At 50.3% G+C, this 25,765-nt stretch carries 24 protein-coding genes and 1 tRNA gene; 12 read left to right on the top strand and 13 right to left on the bottom strand.

The window, feature by feature from the left end; genetic code table 11:
• The first annotated feature begins 100 nt into the window (after positions 1-100).
• The gene (locus BBP27_RS01890; RefSeq protein WP_070625468.1) at positions 101-493 is read left to right on the top strand and encodes an MliC family protein; all 393 of its coding nucleotides are present in this window, start codon (positions 101-103) and stop codon (positions 491-493) included.
• Between the two features lie 208 nt (positions 494-701).
• Here the strand turns inward: BBP27_RS01890 and BBP27_RS01885 are convergent, their stop codons facing one another.
• The 4 genes from BBP27_RS01885 to BBP27_RS01870 all read right to left on the bottom strand — a co-directional run bounded on the left by BBP27_RS01885 (position 702) and on the right by BBP27_RS01870 (position 5,748).
• Positions 702-1,076, bottom strand: a complete 375-nt coding sequence (locus BBP27_RS01885; RefSeq protein ID WP_070625469.1) for a DUF5071 domain-containing protein — start codon at positions 1,074-1,076, stop codon at positions 702-704.
• Between the two features lie 304 nt (positions 1,077-1,380).
• On the bottom strand, positions 1,381-4,170 hold the full coding sequence (gene ileS / locus BBP27_RS01880) for an isoleucine--tRNA ligase (protein WP_188212183.1): 2,790 nt from the start codon (positions 4,168-4,170) through the stop codon (positions 1,381-1,383).
• Positions 4,171-4,308: 138 nt separating this feature from the next.
• Positions 4,309-5,235, bottom strand: coding sequence for a bifunctional riboflavin kinase/FAD synthetase (gene ribF / locus BBP27_RS01875; RefSeq protein ID WP_003747302.1), 927 nt, complete (start codon positions 5,233-5,235; stop codon positions 4,309-4,311).
• A gap of 123 nt (positions 5,236-5,358) precedes the next feature.
• Positions 5,359-5,748, bottom strand: coding sequence for a hypothetical protein (locus BBP27_RS01870; RefSeq protein ID WP_070625471.1), 390 nt, complete (start codon positions 5,746-5,748; stop codon positions 5,359-5,361).
• Between the two features lie 160 nt (positions 5,749-5,908).
• Here BBP27_RS01870 and BBP27_RS01865 point away from each other — a divergent pair, with 160 nt between their 5' ends.
• The 4 genes from BBP27_RS01865 to dapC all read left to right on the top strand — a co-directional run bounded on the left by BBP27_RS01865 (position 5,909) and on the right by dapC (position 10,517).
• Positions 5,909-6,784 carry a YoaK family protein gene (locus BBP27_RS01865; protein WP_003747306.1) on the top strand — a complete coding sequence of 292 codons (876 nt, stop codon included), beginning with the start codon at positions 5,909-5,911 and terminating at the stop codon, positions 6,782-6,784.
• 218 nt (positions 6,785-7,002) lie between these two features.
• On the top strand, positions 7,003-7,683 hold the full coding sequence (locus BBP27_RS01860) for a YiaD family glycine zipper/OmpA-like lipoprotein (protein ID WP_003747310.1): 681 nt from the start codon (positions 7,003-7,005) through the stop codon (positions 7,681-7,683).
• A gap of 351 nt (positions 7,684-8,034) precedes the next feature.
• Complete coding sequence (locus BBP27_RS01855) at positions 8,035-9,207, top strand: NAD(P)H-dependent flavin oxidoreductase (RefSeq protein WP_070625475.1); 1,173 nt, start codon at positions 8,035-8,037, stop codon at positions 9,205-9,207.
• A gap of 122 nt (positions 9,208-9,329) precedes the next feature.
• Positions 9,330-10,517, top strand: coding sequence for a succinyldiaminopimelate transaminase (gene dapC / locus BBP27_RS01850; RefSeq protein ID WP_188212184.1), 1,188 nt, complete (start codon positions 9,330-9,332; stop codon positions 10,515-10,517).
• Positions 10,518-10,580: 63 nt separating this feature from the next.
• Here the strand turns inward: dapC and BBP27_RS01845 are convergent, their stop codons facing one another.
• The 7 genes from BBP27_RS01845 to BBP27_RS01815 form a co-directional block, all read right to left on the bottom strand.
• Complete coding sequence (locus BBP27_RS01845; RefSeq protein ID WP_003747315.1) at positions 10,581-10,751, bottom strand: rubredoxin; 171 nt, start codon at positions 10,749-10,751, stop codon at positions 10,581-10,583.
• 84 nt (positions 10,752-10,835) lie between these two features.
• On the bottom strand, positions 10,836-11,927 hold the full coding sequence (locus tag BBP27_RS01840) for an acyl-CoA dehydrogenase family protein (protein ID WP_188212185.1): 1,092 nt from the start codon (positions 11,925-11,927) through the stop codon (positions 10,836-10,838).
• Between the two features lie 80 nt (positions 11,928-12,007).
• The gene (locus BBP27_RS01835; RefSeq protein ID WP_003747319.1) at positions 12,008-12,556 is read right to left on the bottom strand and encodes a carboxymuconolactone decarboxylase family protein; all 549 of its coding nucleotides are present in this window, start codon (positions 12,554-12,556) and stop codon (positions 12,008-12,010) included.
• A gap of 149 nt (positions 12,557-12,705) precedes the next feature.
• Positions 12,706-13,128: a YidB family protein gene (locus BBP27_RS01830; RefSeq protein WP_003684921.1), complete on the bottom strand. Its 423-nt coding sequence runs from the start codon at positions 13,126-13,128 to the stop codon at positions 12,706-12,708.
• 167 nt (positions 13,129-13,295) lie between these two features.
• Positions 13,296-13,751, bottom strand: a complete 456-nt coding sequence (gene ruvX / locus BBP27_RS01825; RefSeq protein ID WP_188212186.1) for a Holliday junction resolvase RuvX — start codon at positions 13,749-13,751, stop codon at positions 13,296-13,298.
• Positions 13,744-14,292, bottom strand: coding sequence for a YqgE/AlgH family protein (locus tag BBP27_RS01820; protein ID WP_003747325.1), 549 nt, complete (start codon positions 14,290-14,292; stop codon positions 13,744-13,746). The genes ruvX and BBP27_RS01820 overlap by 8 nt, the downstream gene beginning before the upstream one ends.
• A gap of 29 nt (positions 14,293-14,321) precedes the next feature.
• Positions 14,322-14,867: a CreA family protein gene (locus BBP27_RS01815; protein ID WP_188212187.1), complete on the bottom strand. Its 546-nt coding sequence runs from the start codon at positions 14,865-14,867 to the stop codon at positions 14,322-14,324.
• Positions 14,868-15,040: 173 nt separating this feature from the next.
• On the opposite strand from BBP27_RS01815, the gene BBP27_RS01810 reads away from it, so the two are divergent.
• From BBP27_RS01810 to BBP27_RS01795, 4 genes are all read left to right on the top strand, one after another.
• On the top strand, positions 15,041-16,960 hold the full coding sequence (locus tag BBP27_RS01810; protein WP_188212188.1) for a murein hydrolase activator EnvC family protein: 1,920 nt from the start codon (positions 15,041-15,043) through the stop codon (positions 16,958-16,960).
• 214 nt (positions 16,961-17,174) lie between these two features.
• A complete protein-coding gene (locus tag BBP27_RS01805; RefSeq protein WP_188212189.1) occupies positions 17,175-18,647 on the top strand; it encodes a S41 family peptidase in 1,473 nt (490 codons plus the stop codon).
• Positions 18,648-18,742: 95 nt separating this feature from the next.
• Positions 18,743-20,119: a DNA repair protein RadA gene (radA, locus tag BBP27_RS01800; protein WP_188212190.1), complete on the top strand. Its 1,377-nt coding sequence runs from the start codon at positions 18,743-18,745 to the stop codon at positions 20,117-20,119.
• Between the two features lie 151 nt (positions 20,120-20,270).
• Complete coding sequence (locus BBP27_RS01795; RefSeq protein WP_003685136.1) at positions 20,271-21,077, top strand: DUF4198 domain-containing protein; 807 nt, start codon at positions 20,271-20,273, stop codon at positions 21,075-21,077.
• Between the two features lie 55 nt (positions 21,078-21,132).
• On the opposite strand, the gene BBP27_RS01790 is transcribed toward BBP27_RS01795, so the two are convergent.
• On the bottom strand, positions 21,133-21,693 hold the full coding sequence (locus BBP27_RS01790; RefSeq protein ID WP_188212191.1) for a pseudouridine synthase: 561 nt from the start codon (positions 21,691-21,693) through the stop codon (positions 21,133-21,135).
• A gap of 80 nt (positions 21,694-21,773) precedes the next feature.
• A tRNA-Ser gene (locus BBP27_RS01785) sits at positions 21,774-21,866 on the bottom strand.
• Positions 21,867-22,065: 199 nt separating this feature from the next.
• Here BBP27_RS01785 and BBP27_RS01780 point away from each other — a divergent pair.
• The 3 genes from BBP27_RS01780 to BBP27_RS01770 all read left to right on the top strand — a co-directional run bounded on the left by BBP27_RS01780 (position 22,066) and on the right by BBP27_RS01770 (position 25,660).
• Positions 22,066-22,578, top strand: coding sequence for a hypothetical protein (locus BBP27_RS01780; protein WP_223168965.1), 513 nt, complete (start codon positions 22,066-22,068; stop codon positions 22,576-22,578).
• A gap of 52 nt (positions 22,579-22,630) precedes the next feature.
• Entirely contained in the window at positions 22,631-23,248 is a 618-nt protein-coding gene (locus tag BBP27_RS01775) for a 4'-phosphopantetheinyl transferase family protein (RefSeq protein ID WP_188212192.1), read from the top strand.
• A 93-nt stretch (positions 23,249-23,341) separates the two neighbouring features.
• Positions 23,342-25,660 carry an MMPL family transporter gene (locus BBP27_RS01770; protein WP_188212193.1) on the top strand — a complete coding sequence of 773 codons (2,319 nt, stop codon included), beginning with the start codon at positions 23,342-23,344 and terminating at the stop codon, positions 25,658-25,660.
• Positions 25,661-25,765: the final 105 nt, after the last annotated feature.

Below are 25,765 nucleotides of genomic sequence, written 5' to 3'. Positions count from 1 at the left end.
GAAGAAAAAGTAAATAATGGTTATCCCTATTGTGAAGCCATAAAGATATTTATAACATGCCGCTACATTCTCCCTTCAACACTGACCATAGGAGTCAAAAATGAAAGTAAAAGCCCTGCTTGCAATTGCCGCCGCCATGAGCCTCGCTGCTTGCGCTGCACCCGAAGCCCATCAACATGACCATGGTCACCGTCACGAGCACAATCATGACCACGGCCGTGCACACGATCATGATGCCCGTGTTCAATCATTCAGCTGCGAAAACGGCCTGTCTGTACAAATCCGCAACCTGAGCACCGATCAAGTTGAATTGCGCCTTGACGACAAAGTTGCCACCCTGTCTTCTGCCGTTGCAGGTTCAGGCGAACGCTATGTTGCCAACCAAGGCTTGTTCGGCAAAGGTGCCGAATGGCATCAAAAAGGCAGCGAAGCATTCTTCGGCTTCACTGACCCATACGGCAACAAAGTAGAAACTTCTTGCTCTGTCCGCTAATTTCTACTTAGCAATAGAATAGCTAAAAGCCGTCTGAAAACTTGTTTCAGACGGCTTTTTATATCAGATAAAACGAAAGTTTGTTTAAGGATAAAAATGTAAATATGAGGCTATTTGAAGGTTCAAAATACATCGAATAAGTAAGACCCTTTGAAAGGTTTCTTCTCCGACAAAACATTATTTCAAAATCATTAAATATGTATCTAACTTAATTTAAAACTTTTTCCAAGATTTCTTTAAGGTTCTCATCATCTTCATCCAAAGTTAATTTTTCTGAAATATTATGAAGACAATGTTCCAAATCAATAGCTAAGGTTACTTGGTTTTGATAGGATAATTTTGGATAAAGTTCAAGTAAAACCCAATAAATGCATATACTATCATTCGAGTAAAAAATATTAGAAATGAAAGGGAGTAATGTATCTTGTCTTTCTATAAAAATTTCAACAATTTCACTAAAAATAGGAAAGTTGGCATCTCCCAACCACCCAGAGAGCCATTCTCCCATCTCAATTAATTCTTCATCGTTGCACTCCTTGATCCTTTTGCAAGCCTTGATGTCAAACTTATCTTTAGGGCGCATATGATACCTCATTGTTTTATTAAAGACTTTCAAACAAAGAATTGTAATGATTGATCTTAATTATAGACACATAATTATGAGTCATTCCTATATCCTCAACAAATTCTCCCTGACGTAAGAGTTATTTTATGCAATTAAACTTCAACCTTTAGTAACTTAAAGTCCCTTCCGGCGGTTTACCCAAGGAACAAACCCTAATTACCTTCCAAAGTCTATTCGCTATACGAAACAGATTCAATAAACAAAGGCCGTCTGAAAACCTATTTTCAAAGTTTTCAGACGGCCTTTATCTTAGACCAAACAATTAAGCGTAATGTCTGTCTTCGCCTTTACCGTCAACGTTGTCGGCACAACGTTTACAGATGGTTTCATGGCCTGCAACTGCGCCCACATCGTGGGTGTAGTGCCAGCAGCGTTCGCATTTTTCGCCGTCGCTGGCTTTGGCGGTAACGGCAAGTTCATCACCGACTTTCACTTCAGCTTTAGACACCAGCAAAGCAAAACGTAATTCTTCGCCCAAAGTGTTCAGATAGTCGGCAATTTCTTCCGGAGCCGTAATTTTGGCTTCTGCTTGCAATGAAGAACCAACGGTTTTGTCCGTACGCAAAGGCTCGATGGCGGCGGTTACCGCTTCGCGGGCTTCGCGGATTGCCGTCCATTTTTTCACCAGTTCGGCTTCAGCTTTTTCGTTGATGGGTGGGAACTCATGCCAGGTGTGGAAGAGGACGCTGTCTTCTTCGCCGCCGCCGATGATGTCCCACGCTTCTTCGCCGGTGAAGCACAAAATCGGTGCAATCAAGAGAACCAGGCTACGCGTGATGTGGTACAGGGCGGTTTGCGCGCTGCGGCGGGCGTGGCTGTCGGCTTTGGTGGTGTAGAGGCGGTCTTTCAGGATGTCGAGGTAGAACGCGCCCAAATCTTCCGAGCAGAAAGAAACAATGTCTTTTACAGCAAAGTGGAAGGCGTAGCGAGGATAGAAGTCGCCTGCCAGACGCTCTTGCAGCTGACGTGCCAATACCAAGGCATAGCGGTCGATTTCCACCATGTCTGCCTGTTGCACGGCATCTTCAATAGGATTGAAGTCGCTGAGATTGGCAAACAGGAAGCTCAAGGTGTTGCGGATACGACGGTAGCTTTCAGTTACGCGTTTGAGGATTTCTTTGGAAATCGCCAATTCGCCGCTGTAATCGGTGGATGCCGCCCACAGGCGCAGGATGTCGGCACCGAATTCGTTATAGACTTCTTGCGGCGCAACAACGTTGCCGATAGATTTCGACATTTTGCGGCCGTTTTGGTCAACCACGAAACCGTGGGTCAGAAGCTGTTTGTACGGGGCGCGACCCATTGATGAGGCGCAACCGGTCAGCATGGAGGATTGGAACCAGCCGCGGTGTTGGTCGCTGCCTTCGAGGTAGAGGTCGGCGGGCCAATCCAATTCTTCGCGCTGTTTTAAGACGGAATAATGGGTCGAGCCGGAGTCGAACCATACGTCCATCGTATCGGAAAGTTTGTCGTAGTTTTCGCAATCTTCCGCGCTCAACAATTCGCTTTTATCGAGTGAGAACCATGCTTCGATGCCTTTTTCTTCGATTTTCAGGGCAACTTTTTCCAAAAGCTCGGCAGAGTTCGGATGCAGTTCACCGGTTTCTTTATGAACAAAGAAAGTCATCGGCGTACCCCAATAGCGTTGGCGTGAAACCACCCAGTCAGGACGGCCTTCAATCATGGCTTCCAAACGCGCACGCCCCCATGATGGGAAGAATTCGGTGTCGTCCACGGCTTTGATGGCTTTGTCGCGCAGGGTTTTGCCGTCGCTTCCGGCTTTGTCCATGCCGATAAACCATTGGCCTGTAGCACGGTAAATCAGCGGGGTTTTGTGGCGCCAGCAGTGGGCATAGCTGTGTTCGATTTTGTTGCTTGCCAAAAGGTTGCCGGTTTCTTCCAGCCATTGCAGGATGACGGGATTCGCTTCCCAAACGCTCATGCCTGCGACGCGCGGCGTTTCGCTGATGTATCGGCCTTCGGCGTTAACAGGGTTGTAAAGCTCGATGCCGTATTTGTTGCAGACAGCGTAGTCTTCCAAACCGTGCGCAGGGGCAGTGTGCACCAAGCCCGTACCGGCATCGGTGGTAACGTGTTCGCCGTTGAGCAAGAGGATATCGCGTTCGAGGAACGGATGATTCATGTGCAGGTTTTCCAGCTTGTCGCCGGTGGTTTCGGCAAGAATAGAAATGCCGTCTGAAAAACCGTAGCGTTTGAGCGCGTCTTCTGCCAAATCTTTCGCCAATACCAATTTGCCTTTCGGCGTATCAATCAGTTGATACACCACGTCTGCGCCGGCTGAAACAGCTTGGCTCGCAGGCAGCGTCCAAGGCGTGGTTGTCCAAATGACGGCAAACGCATTGCCTTCGATACCTGCCAAACCGAATGCGGCGGCAAGCGCGGCATTGTCTTTAAACGGATAGGCAACGTCAATCGCAGGCGATACTTTGTCTTTGTATTCCACTTCCGCTTCCGCCAGCGAAGAACCGCAGTCTAAGCAGAACTGAACCGGTTTCGCGCCGCGGTAGAGATAGCCGGACTTGTAGATTTCGCCGAGCATACGCACGGTATCGGCTTCAGTTTTGAAATCCATGGTCAGGTAGGGATTGTCCCAATCGCCCAACACGCCCAGGCGGATAAAGTCTTTTTTCTGACGGGCAATCTGTTCGGCGGCGTATTCGCGGCACAATTCGCGGAAACGGGCTTTGGGCATGTCTTTGCCGTGCAGCTTTTCTACCATCACTTCGATGGGCAGGCCGTGGCAGTCCCAGCCCGGCACATAAGGCGCATCAAAACCGGCTTGGGTTTTGCTGCGGATAATGATGTCTTTGAGGATTTTGTTGACGGCATGACCGATGTGGATGTCGCCGTTGGCATACGGAGGACCGTCGTGCAGAATAAATTTCGGACGGCCTTTGGCGATTTCGCGCAGTTTTTGGTAGCGTTTTTGCTCGTACCAGCTTTTCAGCCATGCAGGCTCGCGCTTGGCAAGATTGCCGCGCATTGGAAACGGGCTTTCGAGCAGGTTTACGGTTTTACTGTAATCGGTCATTTTCTAATCTCTATTGTTGCGGTATTTCGGTTTCAGACGGCCTGATTGCTCATTTTAAAAAGAACAGGCCGTCTGAAAGAATTCAAAGGACTTATTGTAGCCCAATTGTCTTGATTTTATAAGCGTATAGAAGCGTTTCTATGGTTTCCAAACCTTTGCATCTTCCATATCTTGCAAAATTTGGGTTTTCAATGCTTCGATACTTTCAAATTTTTTCTCGTCACGCAGTTTGTGCAGGAAGCGGACGAAGATGCGCTGGCCGTACAAATCGCCGCTGAAATCGAACAGGTGGACTTCCAACTTTTGCGAACGGTTGTTGCTGACAGTGGGGTTAAAACCAAAGCTGGCCACGCCCCGGCGCGTACCGAATGCGCCGTCAGCTTCGACGACAAATACGCCGCTTAGCGCATAATGATATGGGGGAAGCTGGACGTTGGCGGTAGGCGCGTTGATGGTGCGGCCGAGCTTTTGCCCGTGCTTGACCTTGCCGCTTAACACGTAATCGTGTCCCAACAGTTTTTTGGCGTATTCCAACTTGCCGTCTGAAAGGGCTTGGCGGACGGCGGTACTGCTGGTGCGGATGTCTTCAACGATAACGGACGGTGTGCACTCGGTTTGCATATCGGGCTGTTGTGCCAAAAGTTCAAAACAGCCTTCCCGACCCGCACCGAAACGGAAATCATCGCCAATCAGCAGATAACGCGTATTGAGCGTTTTTCGCAAAAGCCGGTCGATAAACGCTTGTGCGCTCATCTCGGAGAAAGTTTGGTTAAAGCGCAAAACCCAAACGGCATCCACGCAGCCGGTTTCACGCAAAAGGCGCAATTTGGTACGCAGCGGACTGATGCGGTAAGGCAGCTTTTTCCCGGCTTTACGCGCAAAAAACTCTTTGGGCTGAGGCTCAAAAATAACAACGACAACAGGCAGACCGCGCCGGTCTGCCTCTCGTTTGAGTTTTTGCAGGATATGTTTGTGCCCGAGGTGTACGCCGTCGAAGTTGCCGATGGTTACGGCGGCTCCTTGCGGAAATTGGGGCGGGTGTCGCTGTCCAAGCCAGATGTTCATGGGTGGTGGGTAGTGTGTTTGAATAGGCGGCTATTGTAAACGTTATTGCCGTTTCAATAAACCTTAGGCCGTCTGAAACCAATAAATATATGCTTTCAGACGGCCCTAAAGTTTGTTAATACCTTACCACCACCAAGGATAACGGCCAAACGGATAACCCCAATCGTCGTAATAGCGATAGTAGCGGGCTTCGCGCAGCTGCTCTTGGGAAATATAGTTTTGCCATGCCATTTTGTAGCAGGCTTGGAACATCGGGTCGGAAACTTTGTCGATATATTTGAGGCGGAAGGCTTTTTGTTCCGCAGTTGCTACACCGGGTTTGCCTTCTTCTTCAAATTTGCGGCGAATCAGCGCGGCTGTTTCCTGATCACATTGTGCGGCAAGATTGACTTGAAGATCCTGCTCATAGCGTTTCTGCGCTTGGGCGCGTGCGGCTTTTTGCTCGGGCGTGGTGGCGCAGGCGGCCAGCAATGTAACGGCGCCAAACAATAAGGTCAGACGGATAGGATTCATCGGATGTTTCCTTATGTTTATATCTTTCTATTAATGTACGCCCTCATTGTGTAATGGGCAAGTGTGGCAACTTGGGAACACTTTAGATTATTTGTTCTTATCGGCAGACAGTTGCATATAAAATACACCCTGTATGAATGTTTAACTCCAAACCCACTCGATGAACGCTGACAAACCGCCCCACTCCTACCGATTGCGCCACCATAGGCAACACACGCCGCCGTTTTGGCAGGCGGACCGTCCGTATCTGCACGAACACAATATTTCCGATGCCCGTTTCAGACGGCTGGGCTACATCATGGCCTTTCTTGCCGGTGCGATTAATGCAGGGGGATTCTTTGCTTTTGCGCGCTATATTTCCCACGTAACCGGCTCCATGTCTCTTTTGGCTGATGTGCTGTATCTCCAAGACTGGTGGTCTGCCGCAGTAACTTTCATCAGCGTGTTGTGTTTTGTTGCCGGTGCCGCGCATTCGGGTTGGGTGATTTTATGGACGCAACAAATGCGTTTCCGTGGCAGCTTTGGGTTTTCCATGTGGCTGGAAGCAGTTTATCTGTTGATATTCGGTTGGTTCGGTATTGCTGCGATGGAGTGGGATTTTGGCGGCTCTGATTTTATTATGCCGTCTTTAGCATTGTTTTTATTATGTTTTATTATGGGTATGCACAATACGGTTATCACGCTTCTTTCCGGCGGCGCCATCCGTTCCACCCACATGACCGGCACGGCGACCGACTTGGGCATTGAAATCTCACGCGCGCTTTATTACTCTAAACAGCATCATCCGCGCCTGCCGCACGTCCGCGTCAACAAACCGAAAATGTGGCTTTTAAGCGGCTTGATGCTGTCGTTTTTGCTGGGCGGCGTGGTTGGCGCATGGGGTTATCATCTGGTCGGCCATCATTTCGCCCTGCCCGTTTCCGCCGTTTTGCTCATACTGGGTGCAGGTTCGGTGGGATATGACGTCAAGGTCAGATTGAAATGGGCATTCGTCAACTGGTATCGCCGCAAGCAGAAAAAACGGAAGAAACTGTAAAAAACTTTGCTGGTTATTTCACGGCAAAACGGCCAAGCTGCCAGAAAAATGCAGAAATGCTTCAGAATTATGTTAACTGGCAAATATTTTCGTAATATCGGGTTAAACCCATTCTTTTGCGTTTCGGATATTGGGTATCATAAATCCGTAATGACCCACGCGGTTTTTATTCATTTTTTTCAGACGGCCCGAGCCGTCATCTAAAAAGAGGATACGACATGAAATTCTTGAAACCCCTGACCGTTATTGCTACTGCAATTCCTTTGGCGCTCACCGGCTGTGTGACCGATCCTGTTACCGGCCAACAATCCGCCAGCAAAACCGCCATGTACGGCTTGGGCGGTGCGGCCGTTTGCGGCATCGTCGGTGCGCTGACCCACGGCGGCAAAGGCGCGCGTAACTCCGCATTGGCTTGTGGTGCAGTAGGTGCCGGTATCGGCGGTTACATGGACTACCAAGAGAAAAAACTGCGTCAAAGCCTGGCCAACACCAATATCGAAGTCGAACGCCAAGGCAACCAAATCAAGCTGGTTATGCCTGAAAACGTAACCTTCGCCACCGGCAGCGCGGCCCTGAGCGGCCAAGCTCAAAGCGCTTTGTCTGCCGCTGCACAAACTTTGGTTCAATATCCTGATACGACTTTGACCATCAACGGCCACACCGACAACACCGGTAACGACGCCATCAACGAGCCATTGTCTCGCAACCGCGCCGAATCTGTTGCCACCTTCCTGCAATCCCGCGGCGTAAGCAGCACCCGTTTGAGCACTTTCGGTTACGGTTCCCGTCAACCCATCGCTTCTAACGCCACTGTTGAAGGCCGTGCACAAAACCGCCGCGTTGAAATCTTGATCAACCCTGACCAACGCGCCATCGATGCCGCTAAAAAACAAATGTAATCCGACCTCTGTCTGATTTACTTACTTAATTTAAGGCCGTCTGAAATTTACGTTTCAGACGGCCTTTTTATTTGCCGTATTTATCAGCCGATTTTTCTTGCTCATCCGACTCAATATAAGATTTATTCCTTTATTAACAAGACTTTTCAATTTTTTCTTTAAAAAAACTGTATTAATACTCTAATTTTTACATTAACTTAGAGTATAATTCCTAAAATTTTAAAAACACGCCTCATGCCGTCTGAAAAACGACGGCGAAAAACACACTTATTTATATACACATCAGTCCGTTATCCAATCCATTTCATAGGATTTCAGACGGCACCATCCAGAATCTATGAAGGAGCATTCATGCAAAACAACTTTGACCCATTGATTATCCGTGACAAATCACTGATTCCCGTCGTACAGGGCGGCATGGGTGTAGGCGTTTCCGCATCAAAACTCTCCAGCGCGGTTGCACGAGAAAACGGCGTGGGTACCATCGCCAGCGTCGATTTGCGCCACTTGCATGAAGATTTGCTGGCCGAATCGAAAATCAATTCCAGCGAAGAAAAATACACCCGCCTCAACTGCATCGCGCTTGACCGCGAAATCAAAAAAGCCAAAGCCGATTCAGAAGGCAAAGGCATGATTGCCGTCAACGTCATGAAAGCCGTCAAAGACCATGCCGCCTATGTCCGCCAGGCCTGCGAATCCGGTGCGGACGCGATTGTAATGGGCGCAGGTTTGCCTTTGGACTTGCCGGAAATGGCCGAAGGCTACCACAAAGATGTCGCCCTTTTCCCTATCTTGTCCGAATCACGCGGTATCAATATCGTTTTGAAACGTTGGATGAAAAAAGGCGTTTTGCCCGATGCCATCGTTATCGAACACCCTGCCCACGCGGCCGGCCACTTGGGCGCGGCAACCGTTGACGGCGTGAACGATGCCAAATTCGAGTTCAAACGCGTCATTGAAGAGACATTTGAAGTATTCAAAAACTTAGGTTTGGAAAGCGAAAAAATCCCGTTGGTACTCGCCGGCGGTATGGCAAACTTTGAAAAAGTCAAAACAGCCTTGAAAAACTGGGGCGCATCTGCCGTCCAAATCGGTACCGCATTTGCCGTAACCGAAGAAGGCGATGCCCACATCAACTTCAAAAAAACGCTGGCCGGTGCGGAAACCGAAAAAGTGGTTGAATTCATGTCTGTCGCCGGTTTGCCTGCACGCGGCGTGCGCACCAAATTCCTCGACAGCTACATCAAACGCGAAGCCAAATTGCAAGCCAACGCCAAAAACGATCCGCGCCGTTGCACCCAAGGCCTGAACTGCCTAACCAGCTGCGGTTTGCGCGATGGTTTGGCCAAAGCCGGTCAATTCTGTATCGACATCCAACTTTCCGCCGCATTCCGCGGTGAAGTCGATAAAGGCCTGTTTTTCCGCGGTAAAGACCCACTGCCTTTTGGCAATGCCATCCGTACGGTTCAAGAAACCATTCAATATCTCTTAAACGGTTCCTTGCCTGCCGTCCTTGCCAAATAAACGTATCAACACTCAAAAGGCCGTCTGAAAAACATCCAAACCCTGTTTTCAGACGGCCTTTTTGTCCCAATCCATCTAAAAAATGCTAAGATTATCGCCTGAATTTATCCAGCAGAAACATCATGAATCCATTATTGAACCACCTCAAACCCTATCCTTTCGCCCGCTTGCGTGAAGCCATGCAAGGCATTGACGCACCCGCAGGCGTAACGCCCATTCATCTGCAAATCGGCGAGCCGAAACACCCGATGCCCAAAGTCATCACCGATGCGCTGACCGCCTCCCTGCACGAACTGGAAAAATATCCGCTGACCGCAGGCCTGCCCGAACTGCGCCAAGCCTGCGCCGAATGGGTTGCCCGCCGTTATGATGGTTTGAGCCTCAATCCCGACAATGAAATCCTGCCCGTATTGGGCAGCCGGGAAGCATTGTTCTCCTTCATCCAAACCGTTTTAAATCCGGCTTCAGACGGCCCCAAACCGGTCGTTATCAGCCCTAATCCGTTCTATCAAATTTATGAAGGCGCGACTATATTGGGCGGCGGCGAAATCTATTTTGCCAACTGCCCGGCACCCAGCTTCAATCCCGATTGGAGCAGCCTGCCCGAAGACGTATGGCAGCGCACCAAAGTTCTGATTGTCTGCTCGCCCAACAACCCGAGCGGCAGCGTCCTGCAATTAGAAGACTGGAAAGAAATTTTTGATTTGCAAGACAAATACGGCTTCGTTATTGCCTCTGACGAATGCTATTCAGAAATCTATTTTGACGGCAACAAGCCGATCGGCGGTCTGCAGGCTGCGGCGCAATTAGGTCGCGGCACGCACAACATTATTATGTTCACCAGCCTGTCCAAACGCTCCAACGTCCCCGGTTTGCGTTCCGGCTTTGTCGCAGGCGATGCCGAGTTGCTCAAAAACTTCCTGCTCTACCGCACCTACCACGGCAGCGCGATGAGCATTCCTGTCCAACGTGCCAGCATTGCCGCTTGGAACGACGAAGAACACGTCATCGCCAACCGCCGCCTCTACCAAGAAAAATTCGACCGCGTCATTCCGATTTTGCAACAGGTATTCGATGTCAAACTGCCTGACGCATCGTTCTACATTTGGCTGAAAGTTCCCGACGGCGACGACTTGGCATTCACGCGCAACCTGTGGCAGAAAGCCGCCATCCAAGTGTTACCCGGCCGCTTCCTTGCCCGCGATACCGAGCAAGGCAATCCGGGCGAAGGCTACGTCCGCATCGCTTTGGTTGCCGACGTGGAAAGCTGTGTCAAAGCGGCTGAAACCATTGTTTCGCTCTACCGCTGACAATTAAGCAAACAAAGGCCGTCTGAAACTTCAGACGGCCTTTTTATTAAATAATCGGATAATTTATATGGTAAAGTCCAGAAGGTAGAAATCTTCTTTACCTACGCCGCATTCAGGGCATTTCCAGTCGTCGGGGATGTCTTCGAACTTGGTACCTGCCGGCAGGCCGTGTTCGGGGTCGCCGACATCTTCATCGTAAATCCAGCCGCAAGGGCCGCACATATATTGTGCCATTTGGTGTTCCTTCCATTTTAAAAGGCCGTCTGAAACCGTATTTTCAGACGGCCTTTCGTGTGTCTTATTGTTGATATTTTGAATTTATTGCGCTGCTTCCAAAGCGGCGATTTCTTTGCGCAGGTGTTTGATGGCCGGTGTTACGATGGCGACGAACATGGCCTCGCGGACGCGGCGTTGCGCCGGGCTGCGCATCAGATAACCTTTCGCGCCTGCATGCAATGCGGCAGATTGAGTGGCGTTCAGTGCCAATACGGCAGCCGCTTCACGCAGTTTCAAGGTTGCCAGCGTGTCAGGTTTGTTGTTCCACGCATCATCGGCAAGGCGTTCGGTTTCCGCCCATGCGCCGTCCAAAGTGGCTTTCAATTCATCGTAGCTGTGGTCGAGGTATGAGTTTACTTCCGCGTTCACCACATTGGCCATGCGGATAATGCCGAGCGCACCGTCAATCACACCGGCACCGATACCCATTTGCAGCAGAATGAAACCGGCTTTAATGGTCGGGATATAAGACTGGAACTGATCAGGCGCAGCAATCACATCTTCATCGGGAATAAACACGTCTTTAAAATTCAGGCTGTAAGTGCGCGTGCCTTCCAAACCGCAGAACTCAGGGCAGTTTTGCAGGGTAACGCCTTCCCATTGGCCGCCGGTGATAAACATCACATAGCTGTCGCCGATTTGGGCGGTATTTGCCCAAATGTGGTCTTCGCCAATATTGGATACCCAAGGCAAAGCGCCGTTGATTTTGTAGCCGCCTTCGACGCGCTCGGCTTGCAGATTGTGTTTTTCAATACCGGCAAGGTGTTTGACGGTATTGGACATGCCCGTACCAGCCAAAACTTTGCCCTGCAGAATATCGGCCAAATATTTGTCTTTAACCGCTTGGTTGGGGGATTGGTGCAGATACCACGCGCAAGCCGCCTGACACCATGCACTGAACGAAGTCGCGCCGCATTCTTTACCGATTTCGCGCAATACGGCGATTTGCGTTGCCAAACCCAAACCGTTACCACCTTCTTCAACCGTACCGGTCGCGGCAAAACCGCCGATTTTGCCCAATTCCAGCATAAATTCTTTCGGGTACAGGCCTTTGCGGTCGATGTCGTCCACCAATGGTTTTAATTTGCTTTTAACGAGTTCGGCAACATTGTTCAGTAAAGCTTCGCGTGTCATTTTTTTTCCTCTGGATATTTTGGCGATATTGAGTTCTTTTAAGAAAGGCCGTCTGAATTTTCAGACGGCCTTTGATGGGATTAGGCAAATGCCTGCAATTCAGGGTTGATTTCGGTTTTGGCAAGGTTGTTGACGTAGTTGCACAAGGTTGCCAAAGCAACGCCCATAACGACTTCAACGGCTTGCTGTTGGTTGTAACCGGCATCAAAGAAAGCTTTCAACTCGTCGTCGGATACCGCACCTTTTTTCGCCATAACGGCTTGGGTGAATGTCGCCAAAGCACTCAGTTTGGCATCGTCAAACTCGCCCGCAGCCAACGCGCGTGCGGCTTTAATGGATTGTTCGGAAAGCAGTTTTTTCAAGGTTGCCAGTTTAGTGTGGCCGGCAACGCAGAAGCCGCATTCATTGGTACGCGCGGCAATGATTTGAATAACTTCGACTTCGCCGGCAGTCAGGCTGTTGGCACCATTCATTTTGCCGACTTCTTGATAAAACGCCAAAGCCTCCGGCGCATTGGCCAAAACGCCGATCAGGTTAGGAATAAAGCCGTTGTTTTTCAATACGGCTTCAACGCGTGGTTTGGCGGCTTCAGGAGCGGTTTCGACTGTGTGTATGGTTAAACGTGACATCTTTATGACCTTTTTTGTAATAAAACGAAGTGGGCATGATAAGCCATTCGTTTTTGTTAGAAAAAGATTAATTGGTTATTTACCGTAAACCAAAAGTTATAAGGCCGTCCGAACGGATTCAGACGGCCTTATCATAAGGATTCAACTCATTATTTCATAAAGTTTTTCAGCAGCATAGAAGCGATGTCGTCCAAGCCGAAGCCATCCGCATCTTGAGCCGTGCCGTTAGGCGTCGCTTTATCGACCAAGTCTGGCAACACTTTTGCCAACAAATCGCCTGCTTGGCCGGCATCCACGCCGAATTTTTGCGCGATTTGGTTTACGGTATCGCTGCCCAACGCATTTTGCAGGTCGCTGCCGGATACAGGCAGGTTGCTGGATTGATTGGACACCCAGCTGCTCAGGGCATCACCCAAACCGCCTTGTTGCAGTTGGTTGATCAGGTTGCCCACGCCGCCTTGCTGTTTAACCAAATCCATTGCCATATCGGTCAGAGAACCTTGTGCGCCGTTTTCGCTGTTGCCACCCAACATTTGGGTAGCTGCATTCAAAAGATTGTCCATGAGAGCCATGACTTTTTCCTTGTGTGTGTTTATGTCTAAAAAAAGAAAGCGGAGTGTAGCAAAATTTATACCGGAAAAAATCAGGCTTAACCAAACTAAACTTCTTTTATCCCAAAGTCGTAACAAAACCAAGGCCGTCTGAAATCCGGTTTCAGACGGCCTAATAATCAATAACGTTATTCTTCGCGGCCATTGAAATACTCGGCCGCTCCACCTTCAAAAAAGCCTTGCAAAATCGCCTGTGCCGCCACTTGGTCAAGCACGGATTTTTGTTTTCGGCCAAATACTTGGGCTTCCGCAAGCAGGCTTTCCGCGTATAGGGAAGACATCCTTTCGTCCACCCAATAAACCGGCAAGTTAAAACGTCCGTGCAAACGGCGGCCAAACTTGCGGCTCAAACGGGTCAGCTCATGCTCCATGCCGTCAGTATGCGTCGGCAGGCCGACCACAAAATACTTGGGTTGCCATTCTTTGACCAGCTTGGCAATGGCCTCGAATTTTTCATCGTTGCTGTTGCCGGTTACCGTCGCCAGCGGATGAGTCATACCCAACTCAGCGTCGCCCTGCGCCACGCCGATACGCGCCTCGCCGAAATCAAAGGCCAAAACCGTACCTTTTGGTGCATCAGGCATGGCCGACTCCTGAAACCAAGGCGTTCGGATTGACACCCAATTTTTCAAAAGCGGCGGCATAACGGAGTTCGTAAGGCACATCAAAAAGAATATGCTCGTCCGCAGGGACGGTCAGCCAAACATTTTCTGCCAGCTCGCGCTCCAACTGCCCTTTGCCCCATTTCGAATAACCAATACTGATCAAAGCCTTATCCACCGCACCTTCTTTAGACAAGTTTTCAATCACATCGCGCGAAGAAGTCAGCGCGACGTTATCGGTAACCACCATGCTGTTTTGCCAGCTGCCGATCGGCGTATGCACGACATAGCCGCGCTCAATCTGAACCGGCCCGCCCATCATCACGTTTTCATGTTGCAGGCGCAACGGGATATTGCGGTCGGCGGCGGCAAAAATCATGTCCATTGTAATCGGCGAAGGCTTGTTGATGATGATGCCCAGCGCACCTTCTTCATCGTGTTCGCACACATAAATGACCGTATCCGTAAAAAACGGATCGTCCATATGAGGCATGGCAATCAGGAAATGGTTGGCTAAATTCATATTCTTCTTAATCTATTAAGCTGATTTTATTATTTTTGGCCGTCAGAAATCGGCGCGTCCACCACGCATGCACCGTAAACCGCGCCGCCTGCCGGTACCGGCGTATCGGTTTTCGCATGGGCAAAACACGATACCGCACTCAAAGAGTTCTTCGGCGAACCTTGAACGATTTTATCGCTGTACACCAAATAAGCGAAAGACTTACGTTTCGGATCGTAGTAGCGGATAATCTGCTGGCTCTTAAATGCTATGCTAGCACTGCGTTTGAACACTTGTCGCGGTTTCAAAACCGCAGCCTCGTTATAACGGATGACTTCCGCACTTTGCACGCAGGAAACCGATGCATCGCTGGCATCTTCTTCCAGATTGACCGTTTCTTTCAAACCGCCTTTTTTCGCGTACGAAATATAGCAGGCAACCCCCTGCACATCAGGATCATCAAAACCTTCCACTTCAATACGGTCGTTTTTACCCAACATATGAAACACCGTACTGGCGCGTCCGATTTTATCGGTATCGTTACCGCAAGCCGCCAAAATCATGGCGCCCAACACTACTAATAAATATTTTTTCATAATATCCTGTCAATGCAGACTGTTAGTTTTCAGGCAGGCAGAATCATATCCGCCTACTCCATCATTACTATATAAGACCGTTCGTTCATATTGCAACCCAATATTATTTTCAGACGGCCTGACAGACAGTATAATCCGTCCTATTGTTCCTACTTTAATAGCAAGATCGAACCATGCGTTACAAACCCCTCATCCTCGCCCTGCTGCTCAGCTTCTCCCTGCCAACCTATGCTGCCAAAGACGCGCCGAAAGAAAAAGCGGCCGCCGTCAAAAAAGCTGCGCCCGTGAAAAAAGAGAAAGAAGCCGCCAAGGCGGATGTCAAAAAAGAAACCCCAAAAAAACAAGTAGTAAAAGAAAAAGAGGAAGACAAAAAAGCGGTTAAAGTTAAAGCCTCCAAAGAGAAGGAAACCGCCGACAAGAACGAACGCGCTTCATCCAAAAATAAACCGGCTAAAGCCGCCGAAGCCGCTGCCGACAATAAAAAGGCCAACCGCAAAGCCGAAGAGCCTAAAGAAACGGTAAAAGACAAAAAAGCCGCAGCTGCAAAATCCGGCAAAGCCAAAGAACAAGACAAAAAATCTGTTGAAGATAAAAAAGACAGTAAAGCCAAAGAACCCATAAAAAAAGCAGAACCTAAAGAAACCAAAACCAAAGAGCCTGCTAAAAAAGCGGCTGAGGATAAAAAAGAGCGTCAATCCAAAGAACCAGTAAAAAAAGCAGCCGAAGACAAAAAGGCCGATACCAAAGAAACCAAAGCCAAAGAGCCTGCCAAAAAAGCTGTTGAAGATAAAAAAGACGCTAAAAAAGACACAAAAGCTAAAGAGCAAAACAAAAAAGACGAGCCTAAAGCTGAGCCTAAAGCCGTCTCTTCAGCCGACAATGATTTCAAAGCAGCCGTGACTGCCGCTGCCAACGAAATGGAAAGCAAGAAATCCTTTGCCAAACGCAACGAGGGCTTCATTATCCATGTCAATGCCACGCTCAAACAGCTGCAACAAACACGCAACAACCTCTCCGGCATCAACCGCAAACAACGCGATGCATGGGAAAAATTCCAAAAACTCAATGCTGATGCCAACCAGTTGAAAGCCGAAGTTTCCAACACGCGCGCCCAAATTTCGCGCTTTGTGTCCGGCAACTATAAAAACAGCCAACCCAACGCGGTTGCCCTCTTCCTGAAAAACGCCGATGCCGGTCAAAAAACCCGCTTCCTGCGTTACACGCGTTATATCAACAACGCCAACGACCAAGTCATGAGAGACTTGGAAAAACAACAAAAAGAGCTGGCAGCGCAAGAGCAAAAAATCAACAATGAATTGGCTTATCTGAAAAAACTGCAAGCCAACATCCAAGCCTCGTTGCGTCAACAAGGCGTGACCAATACCGCCGAACAAGCCGAAAGCCGCCGTCAAAACGCGCAGATGGCCAAAGAAGCACAAAAGAAAATCAACCACAGAGAAAACGAGCAACGCCTCAACAATCTCTTGAAAGATTTGGAAAAACGCAAAGCCGAGCAACGCAAAGCCGAAGCCGAAGCGCGTAAAAAAGCCGCCGAAGCCCGTTTGGCCGCTGCTGAAAAAGCCCGCAAAGAGCAGGCTGCCGCCCAACAAAAAGCCGAAGCCGAACGCGCCGCCATGTCCACGCTGACTGACGAAGACATGAAACTGCAAGCCCCAAATACCCAAGGCTTGACCGTCAGCAACGCCAACAGCTTCAGCCGTATGCAAGGCCGTCTGAAAAAACCGGTCAACGGCACATTGGCAGGCCTGTTCGGTCAAGACCGCGGCGATGGCGAAGTTTGGAAAGGCGTGTTCTACAATACCGTTCCGGCCCCGGTCAGCAGCATTGCCTCAGGCACGGTTACTTTTGCCGGCGAGCTTGAAGGCTACGGCAAAGTAGTCGTTCTCGACCACGGCGACGGCTATGTCAGCATTTACTCTGGCCTGAGCGAAATTGACATCGCCCAAAACTACGCCGTCAATGCCGACAGCAAGATTGGCACCAGCGGCACTTTGCCGTCGGGCGAAACCGGCCTTTACCTTGAAGTCCGCTACAACGGACAAGTCATGAATCCGCTTTCATGGATTAACTGATGCTTCAGACGGCCTGAGTGAATTTTCCCTCCAGACCGTCTGAATTTTCATCATAAACTACAATAAAACACGATTTTCACGCCTGTTCAGCACATTAAACAACAAACTTTTACCTTAAACTTATTGTTCCGAGCGTTTAAATCACATAAAGTCAACGGGTTCAGAGAAAACAAAAACCACTTTGCTTACCGTACACAAAAAGAAAGTCAAACGAATGTCAACAAAATCCACTTTGAAAAAAGTTGCAATCTACACTCTCGGCGCATTTAGCGGCATCGCCCTCAGTCTGAGTGTACAAAGTTTTGCCGCCGAAAAAGACAAAAAAGACAACGAGGCCCTGCCCGTGCAGACCATCCGCACCATGGCAGAAGTGTACGGCCAAATCAAAGCCAACTATTACCAAGACAAACCCGACGCCGAGCTCTTTGAAGGCGCAATGAAAGGCATGGTGTCCGATCTCGATCCGCATTCCGAGTATATGGACAAAAAAGGCTATGCCGAAATGAAAGAATCCACCAGCGGCGAATTCGGCGGCCTGGGCATGGAAATCGGACAAGAAGACGGCTTCGTCAAAGTCGTTGCCCCGATTGAAGATACGCCTGCAGAACGCGCCGGCGTGAAAAGCGGCGACTTCATCATCAAAATCGACAATACCTCTACGCGCGGCCTGACCGTCAGTGAAGCCGTCAAAAAAATGCGCGGCAAACCGGGTACCAAAATCACCCTGACCCTTTCACGCAAAAATGCCGACAAACCCATCGTCGTCAACCTGACCCGCGCCATCATCAAAGTCAAAAGCGTGCGCCATCACCTGCTTGAAAAAGACTACGGCTACATCCGCGTCTCCCAATTCCAAGAGCGCACCGTTGCCGCACTCAACGAAGCCGCACAAGCCCTTGTCAAAGAAAACAAAGGTCCGCTCAAAGGCATCATCCTCGACTTGCGCGACGACCCGGGCGGCCTGCTCAACGGTGCAGTCGGCGTATCCGCAGCCTTCCTGCAACCTGACGTAACCGTTGTCAGCACCAAAGGCCGCAACAAAAAAGAAGGCATGGTTCTCAAAGCAACAGCCGAAGACTACATCACCACCAGCGGCAAAGACCCGTTGGCCGGATTGCCTGCCGAGCTGAAAACCATTCCTATGACCGTCCTGATTAACGCAGGCTCTGCTTCCGCTTCCGAAATCGTTGCCGGCGCATTGCAAGACCACAAACGCGCCGTCGTCGTCGGCACACAAAGTTTCGGCAAAGGCTCAGTGCAAACCCTGATTCCGCTTTCCGGCGGCAGCGCAGTCAAACTGACCACCGCCCTTTACTACACGCCAAACGACCGCTCGATTCAGGCGCAAGGCATTGTCCCTGACGTTGAAGTTAAAGACAAAGACCGCGCCTTTGAAAGCCGCGAAGCCGATTTGGTCGGCCATATCGGTAATCCGCTGGGCGGCCAAGACGTCAACAGCAGCAACGAAACGCCTGCCAACACAGAAACCAAAGCCGATAAAGATAAGTCTAAAAAAGACAAAGACGAAGATATCTCCAGCCGCCGCATTCCCAATCCGGCCAAAGACGATCAGCTCCGCAAAGCCTTGGACTTAGTGAAAAATCCAGCCGAATGGCAAAAATCTTTGGGCTTGGCAGCGAAAAAACCTGCACCGAAAAAAGATGCAGATAAAGACAGTAAGAAATAAACCTGTTATTTCTCAATAAAAAAGGTCGTCTGAAAACGATATGATTGTTTTCAGACGACCTTTTCACACATCAAATATTCCACAGGGAAAACACCATGGCAAAAGCCCCCAAAACCATCTACCAATGTTCCGAATGCGGCGGTACTTCCCCGAAATGGCAGGGTAAATGCCCGCATTGCGGCGAGTGGAACACGCTTCAGGAAAGCCTGGCCGCACCCGAGCCGAAAAACGCCCGCTTCCAATCTTGGGCGGCGGATACCTCGACCGTCCAATCCCTCTCCGCCGTTACCGCGACCGAAGTGCCACGCAATCCGACCGGCATGGGAGAACTTGACCGCGTATTGGGCGGCGGTTTGGTCGATGGCGCGGTCATCCTGCTTGGCGGCGACCCCGGTATCGGCAAATCCACGCTGCTGTTGCAAACCATCGCCAAAATGGCGCAAAGCCGCAAAGTGCTGTACGTTTCCGGTGAAGAATCCGCCCAACAGGTCGCCCTGCGCGCACAACGTTTGGAACTGCCCACCGAAGGCGTGAACCTGCTTGCCGAAATCCGCATGGAAGCGATTCAGACGGCCTTGAAACAGCATCAGCCCGAAGTCGTCGTTATCGACTCCATCCAAACCATGTATTCCGACCAAATCACTTCCGCCCCCGGCTCCGTGTCGCAGGTGCGCGAATGCGCCGCCCAACTGACGCGCATGGCGAAACAAATGGGCATCGCCATGATACTGGTCGGACACGTTACCAAAGACGGCGCGATTGCCGGCCCGCGCGTGCTGGAGCACATGGTCGATACCGTGCTGTATTTCGAGGGCGACCAACATTCCAACTACCGCATGATACGCGCCATCAAAAACCGCTTCGGTGCGGCAAACGAACTGGGCGTATTCGCCATGACCGAAAACGGTTTAAAAGGCGTATCCAATCCGTCCGCCATCTTCCTCGCCAGCTACCGAGACGACACGCCTGGCTCGTGCGTTTTGGTCACGCAGGAAGGCAGCCGCCCGCTTTTGGTCGAAATTCAGGCATTGGTCGATGATGCGCACGGCTTCACCCCCAAACGCCTCACCGTCGGCCTCGAACAAAACCGCCTCGCCATGCTGCTCGCCGTCCTCAACCGCCACGGCGGCATCGCCTGCTTCGACCAAGACGTGTTCCTCAACGCCGTCGGCGGCGTCAAAATCGGCGAACCCGCCGCCGACCTCGCCGTCATCCTCGCCATGCTCTCCAGCTTCCGCAACCGCCCGCTGCCCGAAAAAATGGTTGCCTTCGGCGAAATCGGCTTAAGCGGCGAAGTCCGCCCCGTCGCACGCGGACAAGAGCGGCTCAAAGAAGCGGAAAAACTCGGCTTCAAACGCGCCATCGTCCCCAAAGCCAATATGCCGCGCAATGCCAAAGAGTTTCCAAACCTGAAAATCTACGGCGTCAGCAGTTTGCAGGAAGCGATTGACGTCTGTCGTGACGGGGACTAAACCGTTTTGATAATCCGATTCAAAAAACAATCAGCTAAAAGGCCGTCTGAAAGTTTTCAGACGGCCTCTCTTTAAATTTAAATAATTTTGTTATATTATAACGAACTACTTTATTCTATCTTTTCTACACATCGAAAATCGGAGAGAAATCATGAAAAAAACCGCTTTGCTTATCGCATCCGCCTTCCTGTTCAGCACTGCCGCACACGCCCATCGCGTTTGGGTTGAAACCGCCCACACACATGGCGGCGAATACCTTGAAGCCGAATTGGGCTACGGCGAATTCCCGGAGCTTGAGCCCATCGCCAAAGACCGCCTGCACATTTTCAGCAAACCCATGCAACTGGTGACTGAAAAAGGTAAAGAAAACATGATTCAAAAAGGCACATACAATTACCAATACCGCAGCAAACTGCCGGTCAAAGACGGCAGCTATTTGGTAACCGCCGAATACCAACCGACTTTCTGGTCTAAAAACAGCGCAGGTTGGAAGCAGGCAAGCATCAAAGAAATGCCTGATGCAAGCTATTGCGAACAAACCCGTATGTTCGGTAAAAACATCGTCAATGTCGGCCACGAAAGCGCAGATACCGCCATCATCACCAAACAAGTCGGCCAACATTTGGAAATCGTACCTTTGGACAACCCTGCCAACGTCCATGTCGGCGAACGCTTCAAAGTCCGTGTCCTCTTCAATGGCGAGCCGCTGCCTAACGCTACCGTTACTGCTACATTTGACGGCTTCGACACCAGCGACCGCAGCAAAACCCATAAAACCGAAGCCCAAGCTTTCTCCGATACCACCGATGACAAAGGCGAAGTCAGCATCATTCCATTGCGCCAAGGTTTCTGGAAAGCCAGCGTAGAACACAAAGCCGATTTCCCCGATCAAAGCGTGTGCCAAAAGCAGGCGAACTACACCACTTTGACCTTCCAAATCGGTCATTCACATCATTGATTTTTCCATAACAAAAGGCCGTCTGAATAGTTCAGACGGCCTTTATTCATCCTATTTAAGGACGATGCGGCGCAAACCGCCATCGTCCCAATTCCAAATTCAAATCAAACAGATTCAGACGGCCTATTGCCACGCGGACCAAGCGTAAACATGGAAAGCCTGCTTTCGCCGTCATCCTTCGCACTTGGCGGTTTTTCCCTTCCGAAATTTTGATTTCCACCCAAAAATCAGGTACGGATTTACGCACGCGAATCGGCGGCACGCGCGGCCATAAAACATCTGCCTCCCCCTCTTCCAATACCCTGACCTCGGCTGGACGGGTCACAAAATCGCCCAAATCTACGCCACGGCGCAACAAATCCAATTTGGCTTCATCAGGAGAACCCTCCAACTGCGCCCAATAAGTTTTGACCTGCTTGAATTTCGGGTCGGCAATCTGCGCCTGCAAACGGCCATTATTGGTCAGCAGCAGCAAACCCTCGCTGTCCGTATCCAAACGTCCGGCCGGATAGAATCCCGGTTTCTCGACAAAATCCTTAAGGCACGGATGTTTTTCATGTGCAGAAAACTGGCAAATCACGCCATAAGGCTTGTTTAGAATAATCAAATCGTTCATTTCACACTTTCAGACGGCCTTAGATTTCAAGAAATTCCGGATAATAAAAAAGACACCGTATAAACGGTGTCTTTCATATTTGGCGGAGTAAGAGGGATTCGAACCCTCGATGCAGGTTGACCCCACATGCTTCCTTAGCAGGGAAGTGCCTTCAGCCTCTCAGCCATTACTCCTAAGGAAGACCGCAATATACGCTTTCTGCCCTCCTCCGTCAAGCATTACCGCCCTAAACTTTCTTAACACCATGAAATCATTTAAATAAAAATATAATATTTTTTGCATCATCCTATTTTTATACGGCTTTCATATATGTTAAAATGATTTTGTTTTCTGTAAACCTTTTTTCACACCCCTTATTATAAAGGAGTCCGTATGTTACGTTTTTCTGCTTTGGTTGCCGTATCCGCCCTGATGCTTGCCGCTTGCTCACAATCCGGCAATTCTCAACCATCTACCTCCTCTTCTCAAACTTCTACTCAAAAAACAACTGCCGCCGGTTCTGCCTGCCGCAGCATGGGTGAAGGACATAAAGTCAATGGCAAAGGTCAAAACGATATTTATATGTGTAAAGTCGATGTGGCTTTGAACTCTGCCGAAGCCAAATCCGCTTTGGATCCTAGCATCCGCGTTCACTACGGCAGCACATCCGGCGCGACTTTGACTTCCCGTCAAATCTCCAACTCAGTCGGCAAAACCCCTGATGAAACCTGCCAACGCGCATTCTTGAGCGCGGTTAAACGCTTCCAAAGCACTGCGCATCGCAAAAAAGCCAAATCCGTTCATCTGGTTAGCTACTTTGACAAAGTAACCAAAGGCGGTAACGAGTACGAATGCCACATCGCTACATTCAACAGCCGTGTGGTTTTGAAAGGCAGCTTCCACTAAGCAATGTCAAAAATGCCGGACTTCAAGATGAAGTTTGGCATTTTTCTATTTTATGGATACGACACCCCTTCACTGTCTGCTGGCCGATCCATCTTTTGCCGCCTGCTACGACCATGCTTCTCTAAACGTAGCCGATTCACAACGTTTGGCTGCCACGCCGCAACTGGCGCAGCGTCAGGACTGGCAAGTCAGCCGCGCATTAAAACAGCAAACCGATTTACCGACTGTATCGCTGAGCCACAGCCAAGGCTTTGCCGCTTTATTGTGTGCGCCTCATCCCTTAACAGCCGGTATCGATATCGAATGTATCCGCCCGCGTGATTTCAAAGCGCTGTCGGCTTTGGTCTGCACGCAGGAAGAACAAGACTTTTTGGAAACGGCAAACTGGCCGTCTGAAACGTTTTACCGATTGTGGTGTTTCAAAGAAGCCTTGATTAAAGCGGCAAATTTGGATTTCCCGTCAGACATGAAATCGGTCGGCTATATTTTCGATTCAGGACAACCCGTCGGTTTACGTGCCGGAAAGCAAACCGATTGGCGCGGCACAAGCGCGATTTTGGCGGATACGATGGCACTTGCCTGCGTTTGGCAGGGAAAAGCCCCCGCTCCGCAATGGCAGTTTTTCGGCTCGCTCAAGCCCAATGATTTAACAGACCGACAAACTATCTAATAACTGACAAAATAATAATAATCTGATTTAATTTACTGTACTTTTACTGATTCCACACACCAACAGCAGCATTTGCAAAAGGCCGTCTGAACGATGAATCTTCGCCTCCTAAACCGCCTCTATACTGCCCTTATCCTGTTTCTTACCCTGTTTTTGGTTTATGCCTTTGCTTCACAAGCGCGCATTCAAACCGATTTGACCGCGTTGTTGCCAAGCGAGCAGCAACCCGATGCCTTACTGACGGCCGCGGATAAAGCCGCAGAAGCACAGCTCAATTCGCAAGTCATTTTGCTTGCCGGCAGTACCGATGCCGAAACCGCTTTTCAGACGGCCTCACAAATTACCGACGCATGGCGCAAGAGCGGCGTATTTGAACAAGTCGACAGCAGCATGACGCCGAATTTGGACAAAGTGCGGGCGGATATGCAGAAACTGGGCTTGGCGGTTTTGCCGCAAGACGAAATCCGCCTGCTGTTTGAGCAGCCGCAAGCCTATTTTCAAGCGCGCGCAGAAGCCGCTGCCAATCCGTTTGCCGCCCCCTCCCCTTTGTCTTTAGAACAAGACTGGCTGGGCTTCGGACGCTTTGTTGCCGACAAAGCCAATCCGCAAAGCCGTTTGCAGTGGGATATGGACAACGGCATGCTGTTTGCCGAAGACCAAGGCAAAACTTGGGTATTTTTGCGCGGACGGCTCGCCGGCGGCGATCAATTTTCCGGCAACGATGCCCTCTTGCCGCTGATGGCGCAAAGCCGTCAAATCGCTTCGGAAAACGGCGCGGAAACCTTAAGCGCAGGCGGCGCATTGTTCGCCGCCGTATCCAAAGCAGCCGCAGAAAAAGAAAGCCGGCTGATGAGCATGGTCGGGCTTGGGCTGACCTTTACGCTGCTGTTGTGGGTCTTCCGCAGCGGCCGCTTGTTTTTGCTGTCCTTGCCGCTGGCAGCCGGTATGTTGACCGGATTGGCAGTTGCATTATTAACCTTCGGCGAAGTGCATATCCTGACCATCGTCATCGGCACCAGCTTGGTGGGCATGTTGGTGGATTTCCCGTTGCACTGGCTTGCGCCGTCGGTATTCGGGCCGTCTGAAAAGACCGTTTGGCAGGCCGAATCGGCAATAAAACATGTCTTGCCGAGCTTTGCCGTCAGCCTGACGATTACCGTCTTGGGCTACGCGCTGCTGTGGTTCACCCCTTTGCCTGTACTGCGCCAAACCGCCGTATTTTCAGGCTTTGCCTTATTTGGCGCGTTTGGTGCCACCGTTTTATGGCTGCCGCCGCTGTTTCGCCGCTACCGTGCCAAAACCGTGCCTTTTGCCGCATTAACCGAAAAGCTCTATTCCTTGTCAGGCCGTCTGAAAAACCGCCTGCACAAACGCGGATGGTTAATCGTGGGCGGAATTTTGCTGGCAGTCGGACTGTGGCGCAGCGACTGGCGTGACGACATCCGTCAATGGGTCAATATGCCGACCGCGATGTTGGCCGAAGTACAACAAATCGGCCAGTTGAGCGGCACGGATTTTGGCGGCAAATATTTGGTGGCCGAAGCACAAAGCGAAGATGCCCTGTTGAAGAAAACCGCCGAACTCGGTCGCGCCCTGCAGCCCTTAATCGCGCAAGGCAAACTTTCCGGCATCCAATCGCCCGACCAATTCATCCTGCCGACAACGGAACAGCAAAAACTGCAAAACCGCCTGCGTGAATTGACCAAATTGCCTGATAGCTGGAAACCACTCACAGAAATCGGTATTCCGCGCAAAACAGTACGCGATGCCCTGCTGCAAGCTGCCGACACACAACCATTATCGCTTTCAGACGGCCTGAATACCGATTTGGCAGAGGCTTGGCGTTCCTTGTATTTGGGCGAAGTGGAACCAGGCCGTTTTGCTGCTGTCGTGCGTTTGAACGGCATGACCGATGAAGCCGCCGTACGCTCCGTGGCGCAACACGTCTCCGGCATACATTGGGCAGACAAACGCGCCCACTTAAACGAGCTTTTCCACCACACGCGCAATCAGGCCGCATGGTTGAAACTGGCTTCCTATGCGTTGGCATGGCTGCTTTTGTGGAAAATGTTTGGCTTCAAACGCGGCAGCAAAATCCTTGCCGTACCGCTGGCCGCAGCCATCTGCACCGTTGCTGTACTCGGTTTGGCCGGCATTCCCGTCAGCCTGTTTGCCATGTTCGGCCTGCTTTTAGTGTCCGCCATCGGCGTGGACTATGCCGTCTATGCCGCCACCGCACACCACAGCGCGCCGGCAAAATTAGGCGGTATGCTGCTTGCTGCTGCGACAACAGCCATTTCCTTTGCCCTGCTCGCCATCAGCAGCACGCCCGCTGTTGCCGCGTTCGGCATGACGGTTACCATCGGTGTGGCATTCAATATTTGGCTGGCAGGCACATTGTTGAAAAATTAGACAAAAGATGAAGGCGATTGAAGTTGAAGCGATATTTTTTTCAACTTCTATCGTCACGTTGTAAGAGGTCGTCTGAAAAACTTCAGACGCTAGTTTAAACATTTT

This window comes from Neisseria sp. RH3002v2g, from assembly GCF_014596425.2.
GTDB lineage: Bacteria > Pseudomonadota > Gammaproteobacteria > Burkholderiales > Neisseriaceae > Neisseria.
Note: the sequence above shows the minus strand (reverse complement) of the source record. Positions and strands in the feature narration are given on the sequence as shown.